The sequence below is a fragment of the Nostoc sp. FACHB-892 genome (assembly GCF_014698795.1).
Taxonomy (GTDB): Bacteria; Cyanobacteriota; Cyanobacteriia; order Cyanobacteriales; family Nostocaceae; genus Nostoc.
This window is the reverse complement of record NZ_JACJTR010000002.1, coordinates 196320-209100: the sequence shown is the minus strand read 5'-3', so window position 1 is coordinate 209100 and position 12781 is coordinate 196320. Positions and strand designations below refer to the sequence as shown.

The 12781-nt window shown below is 41.2% G+C and carries 9 protein-coding genes; 4 read left to right on the top strand and 5 right to left on the bottom strand.

What is annotated here, in order from left to right; translation table 11 throughout:
- Window positions 1-61 precede the first annotated feature (61 nt).
- Complete coding sequence (locus H6G96_RS03585) at window positions 62-934, top strand: 6-carboxytetrahydropterin synthase (protein ID WP_190910177.1); 873 nt, start codon at window positions 62-64, stop codon at window positions 932-934.
- Between the two features lie 181 nt (window positions 935-1115).
- On the opposite strand, the gene H6G96_RS03580 is transcribed toward H6G96_RS03585, so the two are convergent.
- From H6G96_RS03580 to H6G96_RS03565, 4 genes are all read right to left on the bottom strand, one after another.
- A complete protein-coding gene (locus tag H6G96_RS03580) occupies window positions 1116-1673 on the bottom strand; it encodes a Uma2 family endonuclease (protein ID WP_190910176.1) in 558 nt (185 codons plus the stop codon).
- Window positions 1674-1705: 32 nt separating this feature from the next.
- A complete protein-coding gene (locus tag H6G96_RS03575) occupies window positions 1706-2674 on the bottom strand; it encodes a PrsW family glutamic-type intramembrane protease (protein WP_190910175.1) in 969 nt (322 codons plus the stop codon).
- Window positions 2667-3587 (bottom strand): class I SAM-dependent methyltransferase, encoded by a 921-nt coding sequence (locus H6G96_RS03570; protein WP_190910174.1) that lies wholly within the window; start codon window positions 3585-3587, stop codon window positions 2667-2669. The genes H6G96_RS03575 and H6G96_RS03570 overlap by 8 nt, the downstream gene beginning before the upstream one ends.
- Window positions 3588-3750: 163 nt before the next feature.
- On the bottom strand, window positions 3751-5433 hold the full coding sequence (locus tag H6G96_RS03565) for a DUF3352 domain-containing protein (RefSeq protein WP_190910173.1): 1683 nt from the start codon (window positions 5431-5433) through the stop codon (window positions 3751-3753).
- A 555-nt stretch (window positions 5434-5988) separates the two neighbouring features.
- Between H6G96_RS03565 and H6G96_RS03560 the strand changes: the two genes are divergently transcribed.
- From H6G96_RS03560 to H6G96_RS03550, 3 genes are all read left to right on the top strand, one after another.
- Complete coding sequence (locus H6G96_RS03560; RefSeq protein WP_190910172.1) at window positions 5989-8652, top strand: M1 family metallopeptidase; 2664 nt, start codon at window positions 5989-5991, stop codon at window positions 8650-8652.
- An 872-nt stretch (window positions 8653-9524) separates the two neighbouring features.
- Entirely contained in the window at window positions 9525-11249 is a 1725-nt protein-coding gene (locus H6G96_RS03555; RefSeq protein WP_190910171.1) for an AarF/UbiB family protein, read from the top strand.
- A gap of 28 nt (window positions 11250-11277) precedes the next feature.
- Window positions 11278-11652 (top strand): hypothetical protein, encoded by a 375-nt coding sequence (locus tag H6G96_RS03550; RefSeq protein ID WP_190910170.1) that lies wholly within the window; start codon window positions 11278-11280, stop codon window positions 11650-11652.
- Between the two features lie 99 nt (window positions 11653-11751).
- Here the strand turns inward: H6G96_RS03550 and H6G96_RS03545 are convergent, their stop codons facing one another.
- On the bottom strand, window positions 11752-12780 hold the full coding sequence (locus H6G96_RS03545; protein WP_190910169.1) for an Npun_R2821/Npun_R2822 family protein: 1029 nt from the start codon (window positions 12778-12780) through the stop codon (window positions 11752-11754).
- Window position 12781: the final 1 nt, after the last annotated feature.

The following is a 12781-nucleotide window of genomic DNA, read 5'->3' as shown; positions in this document are numbered from 1 at the left end:
TTAGTTTATGCTGGAAGCAGAGAAAGATTAAGAAATTTTAAATTCTGCTCATAGTGTACTCATGCAATGTACTGTTAATCGCCGCGCCCAGTTTTCGGCAAGTCATCGCTATTGGTTGCCAGAACTGAGTGAAGCTGAGAATATTGAGAAATTTGGTGCTTGCTCTAGATTTCCGGGACACGGACATAATTATGTCTTATTTATCTCCCTTGCCGGAGAATTGGATGAATATGGCATGGTATTGAACTTGTCTGATGTGAAACACGTAATTAAACGGGAAGTTACCAGTCAATTGGACTTCTCTTATCTCAACGATGCGTGGGCAGAATTTCAACAAACTCTGCCCACCACAGAGAATATTGCACGGATTATTTGGCAGCGACTAGCACCACACTTACCTTTAGTCCGTGTACAGTTATTTGAACATCCTGAACTTTGGGCAGATTATACGGGAAACGCAATGGAAGCCTACCTCACCATCAGTACTCACTTTAGTGCCGCCCATCGGCTAGCTCATCCCAACCTCAGTAACGAAGAAAACAATGAGATTTATGGTAAGTGTGCCCGTCCTCACGGTCACGGACACAACTATCATCTAGAAGTTACCGTGAAAGGGGAAATTGATCCACGCACTGGCATGATTGCCGATTTAGGGGCATTGAACCAAGTAATAGAAGATTATGTAGTAGAGCCATTTGATCACACCTTCTTAAACAAAGACATTTCTTACTTTGCTGAAGTTGTGCCCACTGCTGAGAATATCGCACTTTACATTAGTAATTTACTGCGATCGCCTATTCAAGAATTGGGAGCTAAACTTTACAAAGTGAAACTGATTGAAAGTCCCAATAACTCCTGCGAAATATACTGTACTGAATCTGAATTAAATTCAGTCAGCGCAGCCGGAAATCAGCCAGTATTAGCAAGGATTTAGGTAATTGAAAATTTAGGCATAGGCATTTTTAATAATTCGTAATTATTAAAATTAGTCCTTTCAAAGTGACTTGAAAAATTTATTTTCTTCTGTCTGTGTCTTTGCGGTTTAAAAGTAATTTATTTAACCGCAGAGTCACAGAGGACACAGAGTAAAAAAGATGAGTGGAAAGAATTTAAGGCTAGAACAGTTTGCTGACTAAGCAGTTGAAACCAGGTAGCAAAGGACTTGTTAACTCATCTTGACTAAATAAAGTAGCTGCCAACTTTAATGCAGCCTGTTCACGGCGATAAACCTCAACTTTCTTCTGTATAGAATCGCAAATCCAATATTCTTGAACCCCTTGCACCGAGTACAGCTTTAGCTTTGTTTCTTTGTCACGTTTTTCGTTTTTTTCACCGGGGGATAAAACCTCTACAACTAACTCCGGTGCGCCCGTCAGATGTCCAGCTTCATCTAGCAAGTTTTTTAAGCGTTCATGACTTGCCCATACCACATCAGGGATCACATTGTCAGAATCTGAGAAAATAATTCCAGGTGCGATCGCAGCTTTTCCCAGACCAGTTTCATCTGACCAAATCTTAAGAACTGTAACAATATTGGCGCAGCTTGTTTGATGATCCCAACTAGGTGATTTGGTCACAAATAGTTCTCCATCAATAATCTCATAGCGATTTTTGCGATCGCCAGCAAATAGTTCTAAATCAGCAGTCGTCCAACGCACTGGAGTTGTTTGCATAGAAACCTCCTAGCATTTTTCTAAATCATATTTTAAAAATACCGACGACGAGCAGAATGTCGCAAATAACGATAAATGCCCCAAGCTAAAACTCCCAAAAAGAGATTTAGTAAAATGCGACTAACTATAAACCATAAAATCTCATAATCAAAAAGCTTCGACGGACTCAAGGGACTAAGAATCCTGGCTAAGAGAAACAGACCAAAAATAGCATTTCCACCCAGCACGAGGGCAAACAGCACCAAACTCCTCTGCCAGTAACGGTGTTGGGGTGTATGGCCTGAGATTACGGTAATGGCGAGTTTGCCTTGCACTTTCCGCAGTAATTGTTCTAGTCGCCAAAACATCCACAAGAGAAACGGGAATAAACCATAACTCAGAAAACCTAAAGGTAGTGAGTAACGCCAAGCACTAGATAAGACATTAACTAGGGCATGACAGATTACAGAATTTAGCCAAGCCCTAAAAATGAACTTTTTGTCTCGATTTAACCGAGTGTTGGAGGAAATATAGATTCCTAAAGCATATCCCCAAGGTGCAGAGAACATGGCGTGGACTGGCATACCGATTATACGGTCTAGAATTGATGCTGTATCGTGGAAAAGGTAAATCCAATTCTCTTCGGCAGTGAATCCAAGGGCAACGGCTATGGTGAAGAGGAAAACGGTAGATGCAAATAATCGATACTTGCGTTGCAAATAGTAGGTTGGGACAACAACTGCTATAAACTTACAACCTTCTTCAATTGGGCCTACTTCTACAAGCTGGCGCAAGGCTATACCAGGAAACCAACGCTTGATCTGATGCCAGTCTATAAATCTGTTGGCTAAAATTTCAAAAATCCATTCTAGGCTAAGGGCTAAGATACCAGATATTGCCCCAATGATAAAGAACATCAGCAACCTTAATAAAGGTGGGGCAAATGGCACTCGACAGTAGTAGTAGCCTAGCAGCAGCAATGGTGGTATTGCTGCCCACAAAATTAGAGATAAATCAACCACTCACCTGAGCAATCACTGTACGGTGACGGTGGGTATTATTGGTGATAGTAGGAATTTGGAAACCTGCCTCAACAATAGCTTGCTCAATGTCCAAAGCAAAATATTCATCTAAATATGGTTCAGTACTTTTGAGCAACGTCAAAATGTAGGCTGGCATTTTTTGGTAAACTTCAGATTTTGGATTCATGTCCATGATTGCCAAGTAGCCACCGGGACGCAGTACGCGCCGCATTTCAGCAAAAATTTGGTGAGTTGCTGACTGGGGTAATTCGTGACACATGAGAAAAATGGAAACTAAATCAAAAGAGGCATCTGGTAGTCCGGTAGATTCAGCTTGGGCATGAAGCCAGTTTATTTTAGCTTGACGTTGCCCAGCGCGGTAATTGGCAACGGCTAAAAAGTAGGGAGATAAGTCCAAGCCTGTAATTTTGGCATGGGGATAAATTTCTTGCATGGTAAATGTACTCAAACCCACACCACAAGCAACATCAAGAATGTCTTGGGGTTGATTGGGAATTTGCACTTTGAGGATATCGTGGTAACTTTGGCGCAGTTTAGCATCTCCTTCTGCTCCAGCATCTTGCCAAATTCCGGCATGGACAGTACGGGCAGCAACTTCTAGCTCACAAGCGGCTTTCCAACTTAGGTTTCCACCTTCATATGCATGGAATGACCGCAAATAGTATTCTGGGTAGGAAAGCTGAGGGTTTTCTACTTGAGCTAGATCGGCTTTCCAATCAAGCGCCTGTAATGTCTCGACTTCTTGCGTCCAAGGCACACCAATTCTCTCGGCACGTTTAATCATCATTTGTCTAGCTTGATGCTTGGCTAGGTCGGCTAAAGGTTTGATTGCCAGTACGCCATTTACCAAACGGGAAGCGAAGCCAGGAGTAGTATTTGCAGCAGCAGTCATAAATCAGTTTGCATTTAACAGCCTTTTCTACTTATGACATAGTTGCTGGAGGCGAGTCTAGATGCAAATTGAAAAACATTTTGGGGAATGGGGAGTGGGGAAGCAGGGGAAGTAAGGTGGAGAAGAATTAATAACCAATGCCCAATGCCCAATGCCCCATTCCTTATTTTGCAGTATTCGGCTTGAGAGCTAACAACATCTCTAATTCACTGGTAGATTTATCGGGGCTATTAGCGGTAAAAGCAAGACCACGAATGGAACTCAGGATGGTTATGGTATTAGCGTCAGATGAGATAAAACTATTGATCAAGGGTACAGTTTTAGTTTTATCCATATCTAGGTAAAAATAGCCGCCGTTGGGCTTGTGCAAAGAACCAGTAACGGCTTTGAAAGCGTCGCTATTATTGAGAGATTGATTTTTGCGATCGCTAATTGTGTCAGCAACTGGCCCACCAAGAGCCACAAATACAGTGTCTTGATCCAGCCAACCATGCGCCAATAAAGCTCCTTGTCTGGGGATTTGCCATTCAGTTACGTCTTTACCAGCGATATTTCTATTGGCGACGTTGATTTGTTGGGTTTTGGCGAGGGTATCCAATTTTGTTAAGGTGGCTTCGGCAGTTTTGCGATCGCTAGTATCAAATACTAAAGCACCTCCAAAACCAACATTTGCTAACACGCCTTGATTAGATGGAACCGCACCAAAAGCGAATTCTCCATTCATCCAGCCAAAAATATCCTTATCCAGGTCAATATTGACAAATTTCAATTGTCCTCGCACCTGTTCCAGAGCTTGCTTCATTTCTGGATAATTTTTTGACTCTTCTACTAACGTCTCCCAGCCACGGCTGATGCCATTTCCGCTAACCAGAGCAAATGTATCAGTGGGAAATTGCCCGACTATATTCCCAGGGCTTGATTGATACTGGAATTTATTCAGTTGCGGATCTAAATTGGCGATCGCTTTTACCCGCACTCCCGCATCATCAACACCAACACCAGCCACCACAGATTTTATCTGCTTCAGTTGCGTCAAGGCTTGTGGAGGTAACTGCTTTGCCTGCTGACTTCCGGCTGCTAATTGCTGTACCATGCCTGCATAATCTGGTACATAAATTTGGGCAAGGCTGTTTTTGACATCCACTCCTTTGCTGAGAATGCTGCTTGCACCTTCTTTACTGGCAAAAGAAGACTGTCCCTTAAAAGTGTCAATTGCTTTTTCTACAGCTTGCTTTTCGGGGGCTAATATCAAGTGACTATTATTTAAAACTACGCTATATGTCGGCTTACCATTTTCTGTAGTTTCGATAATTTTTTGGCCTTGGTAGTCAGATTCTTGGAATTTCACCCCTTTTTGCGACTTCAATTTATTAGCAAAATTCAAGGCACTGAGTTTGTCTTTGATTCCCACCACCATCAGGATATTTGATTCCTGCTCTAAATTTGTTGGTACATTAGGTGCCCTAGAAGGCACTTTTAACTGGGCCTGTTTCACAGGATTTGGTGGCAGTACAGCAATCATTACACCACCAGCCCAAGGTTTTATGTCTTTTTCATAAGAAACGTTACTGTCATTGAACATTTGCTTATTGAAATTTTCCAGACTTTTTGCTACTAACTTTTGTGCTTCTGGAGTACCAAACTGCTGTAACTTGGCCCAGGCTTGAGAATCAGTAGTAATGTAAGTTGCCATCAATGCTGTTGAAGGCACTAATTTCGCACTGCCTAGAGCGTCTGAGCTAGCTCCTGATGGGCTTTTAAAGTACATATAAGCCGCTATACTTCCTGCTACAACTACAGCAGCACCAACAGCAGGAATCAAAAACTTTGATTTACTTTCGGGCATTTTATTATCCTCTTTTGCTCAGATTGTCACCGAGATTTATACAAGTGTCATTGTAGAGTTTTCGGATCTATTAATAATTTCCGCTCATTGATCGGTATTTACTGATAAAATTAGTAGTCCTATAAGCTAGAAGTCTAAAATAATTACTCTAAAAATGACTTCAAGAGAATGAAGAGCGAATCCGCAAATGATATGCTGTTCGTTTCAAACAAAATAGCCTGCTCAACAGAGGCAAGCTATCCTAAAGTTATAAGAACAATTGGGAGTATTTGTACTTAATCAGAATCTATCGAGGTGCAAGAGATTCTTGACTCGATGACAAAAAAGTGCAAAACATCAAGAAAAGTAGATGCGGGAGGGATATGGAAAAAAATCCAAGGCTCGGCAGCCGACCTTTGGAAATTCGGGTGAGATTAATTTCAATCCCCCAATCCCAAAGAGGAGTTCTCACCTCCATAATGCCCTGTTGTGGGAAATACATTTAGACACCGCTATTTTACTTAATTACATCCAGCCAAGCCAGACTTTTCAGGATTACAAGGTCAGTAAGGATCAATGTCGAAGTCTTATTTTGATACAGATAATAACGGACACAAACCTTTTGAGTTACCGGGAGCAAGACCACACTACAACCCCGATCGCCCCGGACAAGTAGAGCATATTTTTCTCGATCTCAGCTTAGATATTCCAAAGCTTTGCTATCAGGGCAGTTGTAGCATTCGCCTCTTACCAATCCGTAATGGCATTGACCGTTTGACTTTGGATGCTGTCAACCTGAATATCGAGTCTGTGCAGGTGGACGAGGTGCCACAAAATTTTGACTACGACGGGGAACAGCTTTCCATCCAGCTTTCTGAGGCGACCCAGATTGGTAAACGCTTGCTGATTGCGATCGCCTACTCGGTGGCAAAACCACAACGCGGTATTTACTTTATTCAACCAGACAAGCACTACCCAAACAAGCCTACTCAAGTTTGGACTCAGGGAGAAGACGAAGACTCTCGCTTTTGGTTCCCCTGCTTTGACTATCCAGGACAACTGTCTACTTCAGAAATTCGCGTTCGTGTTCCCAACCCTCTGGTGGCAATTTCTAACGGCGAACTAATTGATACTACAGAAGATGGTGATTACAAAATCTACCATTGGTCACAGCAACAAGTTCATCCTACCTACTTAATGACTTTGGCAGTAGGTGACTTTGCCGAAATTCGGGATGAATGGAAGGGGAAACCAGTTACCTACTACGTAGAAAAGGGGCGGGAAGAAGATGCTAAACGCAGCATGGGCAAAACTCCCCGCATGATCGAATTTTTGAGTCAAAAGTACGGTTATCCATATCCTTTCCCAAAATACGCTCAGGTTTGCGTCGATGACTTCATCTTTGGTGGGATGGAAAATACCTCCACAACCCTGTTAACAGATAGATGTTTGCTGGATGAACGTGCCGCTTTAGATAACCGCAATACAGAAAGTTTAGTCGTCCACGAACTCGCGCACCAGTGGTTTGGTGATTTGGTGATAATTAAGCATTGGTCTCATGCTTGGATTAAGGAAGGGATGGCTTCCTATTCTGAGGTGATGTGGACAGAACAGGAATATAGTCTAGAAGAAGCAGCTTACTATCGTTTATTGGAAGCTCGTCGTTACATTAGTGAAGATAGCAGCCGCTATCGTCGTCCAATGGTAACGCATGTCTACCGCGAAGCTATTGAACTTTACGATCGCCACATCTACGAAAAAGGGTCTTGTGTTTATCACATGATTCGCGCCCAATTAGGAGATGAATTGTTTTGGCAGGCTATCCAAACATTTGTTCAAGATAATGCCCACAAAACCGTAGAAACAATAGATTTACTCAGGGCGATTGAAAAGGCTACCGGACGTAATCTTTTATTCCTCTTTGACCAATACGTTTATCGTGGTGGTCATCCCGATTTTAAAGTAGCTTACTCTTGGGATAGTGATGCTAATTTGGCAAAAATTACGGTAACTCAAACCCAAGCTGCTGAAGGTAAAAATGGTAGTAAGGATTTGTTTGATTTAAAAATACCTATTGGCTTTGGCTATAGGCAACAAGCAGAAGTGAGAAGTGAGGATTTAGGAATTAAAAATAATTCTCAACTCATCACCCCTAACTCACAACTTAAAACTTTTTTAGTGAGGGTAAATGAACGAGAACAAAGCTTCTACTTTCCCTTAGAAAATAAGCCTCAATTTATCAGCTTTGATGTTGGGAATAATTACCTGAAAACAGTAGCTTTAGAGTATCCAATACCAGAGTTAAAAGCACAATTAGAATCTGACCCCGACCCGATTTCGCGCATCTATGCAGCAGAAGCTTTGACGAAAAAAGGCGGGTTAGAAGCGACAAAAGTACTATCTGCGGCGCTCAAAAATGACCCATTGTGGGGCGTGCGTGTGGAAGTGGCGAAACAACTAGCCAAAATTAATTTAGACCAAACCTTTGATGGCTTAGTTGTTGGCTTAAAAGATAAAAATGCTTACGTACGGCGATCTGTAGTGGAAGCACTTGCTCAAATTAAAACTGCTGAAAGCTATAAAGTTGTAAGAGGGATAGTGCAAAAAGGCGATCCTAGTTATTACGTGGAAGCAACAGCCTCTCGTGTAATCGGAGCGATGTCTGCGACGGGTTTCGCGTACGCATCTACTAACTTGAAAGAAAAACCCAAGGAAGACAAGGTATTAAAGCTGCTAAAAGGCGTTTTAGAAGACAAAGCAGGTTGGAATGAAGTAGTGCGGAGTGGTGCAATTGCTGGTTTAGCTGAATTCAAAACCTCGGAAGCAGCTTTAAATGTCTTGCTCGAATACACCAAACTCGGTGTACCACAACCTCTACGTTTAGCCACAATTCGCGCTTTAGGAAAGATTTCTGTAGGTCAAAGTCCGGTTAATTTGGAACGAATTTTAGAACAATTAACAGAACTAGCTAAAGAAACCTTCTTTTTAACGCAAGTGGCGGTAGCAGCAGCATTAGGACAAATGGAAACACCCAAAGCAGTTGGGATTTTGCGATCGCTAGCTGAACAAACAGCCGATGGGCGTGTACGTCGCTATGCTGAAGAAGAAATTTCTAAGGTGCAAAAGAATATTGGTTCAGAAAAAACCCTGCGTCAATTGCGTGAGGATTTTGACCAACTCAAACAACAAAATCAGGAATTGAGAAGCCGTTTAGAAAACTTGGAGGCAAAATCTAAATAGCATTGCACGATGGTTAAAAGTAGCTAATTGGTAATTGGTAAGTGTAGCAAAATCACTACCAATTACCAAATTTATACCATTTATAAATAATAATTTTATTATGAGTCGGAGGTTGATTCTTCCACCTAACTATACTAATTTTAGTCCTAGTACAGCACGGCGTAAATAGAGATACCATTCACAATCAGGGAAAAGCTGATAACACAAGCTTTTTGACTTTTGACTACTCAAGTTCTGGGCTGATAGCTAAAGTTCACTCAAGTAGACTGAAATTTTCCGTTTATATAGTAGCTTTTCCTAATCAAATGAGGTATATCAGAGCAAGCTCCTCGCTTACTATTAGAGGAGCTTGGGGGTGGGGTTTCTATACCTACTCGACTGAGAACCGCTATAAGATAGCCTTCTACATGGCTGAAAATTTTGTATTTAGTCCTTTTGAGAAGATTTGAGCCATTATCCTTGGAATTTATTCCAAGGTGGGAATGGTAACGAAGATTAAATCCAAGGCAGTAATAGTACTACTACTCTATATAACTGTTAGTAAATAAAATTACTTCTGATCCCAGTTTATTTAAATCTGCATAATCAAACACAGATAGATATTTATATTTTTATAAATAATAGTTAAGAAAAAATAAAATCCTCTGAAATCTTGATAAGTAGTTGTAGTTTTATAAAGTATAATTAAGAAAAAGATAAATAAATCTTAGGCAGTAACATAAGCTAAAATCACCGCGAACAGTATCCCAAAAGGGTAAGAGTTCTAGTTGTTTTAGATAAAAGACTACCGCTATCCTGAACTTGCAAGTAAATTGTGGGTTAGGAGAAAAACTATCATTGTAAATTTTTCAGTTGAAGAGGCAAAAAAAGGCGTGGGTCAGTATCAACCTGCTCTGCTAAAACTCTATAATCCAGAGGCGATCACTCGCTATTATAGTTCCCGTCCTTGGCTAGCCTGGGGGCGACTGCTAAGGATTATCTCCTCTTTCGCAGGATTTATACTCAGTCTCAAGTGGGACGAATGGCAAGATAAAGTTGAGCAGAACAAGGGTAAACGAGCTATCCAGTTGCGAGAACTGCTCACCCGCCTCGGCCCGACCTTTATTAAAGTTGGTCAAGCCCTCTCTACGAGACCTGACCTGATACGCAAAGATTTTTTAGAAGAACTGATCAAGTTACAAGACCAGTTACCACCTTTCGATAATGCGATCGCTTACAAAATTATCGAAACTGAACTCGACCGTCCTATTCACGAATGTTTTAGCGAACTGTCGCCTAGCCCAGTAGCAGCAGCTAGCTTGGGTCAAGTATATCGTGGTCGTCTAATTAGTGGCGAAGAAGTCGCAGTGAAGGTGCAACGCCCCAACTTACGCCCGACTCTCACCCGTGACCTCTATTTATTGCGGTGGGGGGCGAGTTGGGTAGCCCCTTGGTTACCTCTTAATCTCGGTCACGACCTAACTTTAATCGTGGACGAGTTTGGCACGAAGCTATTTGAAGAAATCGATTATATAAATGAAGGTCGCAACGCCGAAAAATTTGCTAGCAACTTCCGCAACGACCCGCAGGTAAAAGTTCCAGGCATTTACTGGCGTTACACTAATACCCACGTTTTAACGCTGGAATGGATTGACGGCTTCAAGTTGACAGATACTAAACGCATCCGCGAAGCAGGTTTAGATCCAGAAGCGATTATTCAAATTGGCGTTACATCGGGTTTGCAACAGCTTTTAGAATACGGCTTCTTTCATGCTGATCCTCATCCCGGCAATTTGTTTGCTGTACCCGATGGTCGCATGGCTTATATTGACTTCGGCATGATGGATCAGTTGGAGGAAACCACCAAAGAAACACTGGTGGATGCACTGGTGCATTTGGTGAATAAAGACTACACCGACTTAGCCGAAGATTTTGTAAAATTAGGATTTTTGACTCCAGACACGAATATTTGCCCGATAGTGCCAGCATTAGAAGCGGTGCTAGGAAACGCTATTGGCAAAAATGTCAAAGATTTTAACTTCAAAACTATTACCGATGAATTCTCGGAACTGATGTACGAATATCCTTTCCGAGTTCCGGCAAAGTTTGCTTTGATTATTCGTTCCTTGGTGACTCAAGAAGGTATTGCCCTTAGCCTCAACCCAGATTTCAAAATTATTGAAGTGGGTTATCCCTATATAGCACGGCGGTTGCTAACAGGGGAATCGCCGGAATTACGGCGACGATTATTGAATGTGTTATTCAAAGATGGTAAATTTCAGTGGCAGCGTTTAGAAAATTTAATTGCGATCGCTCGGACTGATAACAACTTTGATGTGTTGCCCACAGCCCAGATGGGATTCCAATATTTAATCTCGGAAGAAGGCAAGTTTCTGCGGCGGCAGCTGGTGCTTGCTCTCACCGAAGATGACCGCCTCCACACCGAAGATGTCCAACGCCTGTGGAACCTGGTTAAAGATGACATAAAACCGGATCGTTTATTAAATGTAGCGATCGGCATTTTAACAGACTTATCCAGACAAGGCGCATCTGCTATCCTCCCAAACGCTACATTCCTTGAGCCTTTTGCTGAGAACCAGCCAACAAACAAAAAGTAAAAATTTTTAATATAAATCAGGAGTTTTCATGTACTATTTTCCTCTGCAACCGCCTTATTTTCTGTTACTTGTTGGCTTTTTAACAGCATTAACATCTGGTTTAGCATTATCTGGCACGTTGAAAGTAATTATGCAGCAATGGCCAAGCGACCGCACAGAAAATACTAAACCGCGTTCTTCACTAAAACAATTATTTGTGCCATTTATCGGTATAACTGGCGGTACTTGTCTATTTCTGTCTTCAGGTTTAGCAATATTTGGCTTTCCCAACTCCTTAGCTTTAGGGGTCGGTTTACCAATTAGTCTGTTTACTTGTTTATTAGTTTGGTTGCAGTTGGGAAGTATGATGACTTTTATAGAACGCGAAGGTATGCAATCTTTAGATTTAGATTCTCCTTCTTAGATAGTAGGATACCTTATAAACATCCAAATTACGTTAATATTCACCGCCAGCAAGATGCTCTACTAAAAATGAGATCATTATCTAGTGGTGAATACTTCATTACTTAGTCATTTTACCCTTTAAATTCCGATAGTTAAGCTTAATATTATTGACTTTCTGATTGAAAAAACTTGTAGTAGTCTTTTGCAGACGCATTAGCGGACTCTGACGCTTAAAGGTTTTGGGTCTCTGTTCTGGTGCTTTTAAATATCTGTAATGCAAAAACACATCTCGATATGGAACATTAACATCTTCACCAGTGCAAAGCCTCGCAAAATCTGAAGAAGATACACTCATATAGTGAATGTAGGTAAGTGGTTGTCCTTGGTCGTAAAGAATATTATCTACAACATCAAATTTAGAAGCCCAGTGGTTACCAGTCGCTGAATCATCAAAGGCGTAATTATAGTAAGAGATTCCACTTCGTAAAACTAAATAGTTGAGAACTGTTTGGTCGGAATCTGCCCACGCCAGTGCATCAGCTTCACCTGCTTCTAACTTTTCTAGTAAGCTTACTAACATTGCATCGTCAAAAATACCCTTTTTAGAAGCAAACCAACCGGAACAAAAAATATGTTTACTAATATTTTTTAGGGAAAAAACTTTTTTGAGCTTATCTTCTGTCCAATTGAAAATATAATTCAAATCTGATTTATATTGAAAGTCATTCGTAATCCAATCATATTCATCCAATTTTTGATAAACATAATCGAGTGATTTCATCAACAAAGTATCTCCGTCAAAGAAGATAAATTTGTCAAATGGGCCATCTAGACAGCAAAGTTTTCGATGCCTTTCTATGCGATAATTGTCTGGTAAACCATATTCTTTCCACAGTTTTAATGCTCTTGGATGAGCTTTCCAGATACGAGTGCCAAAATCCTCCCAGCGAGCTATGGAAGCAGAGTCTTCAAATAAGGTGACATTATCCCTAGCTGCAATCTCTGCCTTTACCTTGTCTAACTGCTCATTATATGGAATTACACAAACAGGAATTTGTCTACCAGCATTAGCTTCTACGCTGTTGAGTAGCGCAACTAGTTGGTCATAGACAACATCATTCGCTAGGGTGTAAATGCCATCAATCATT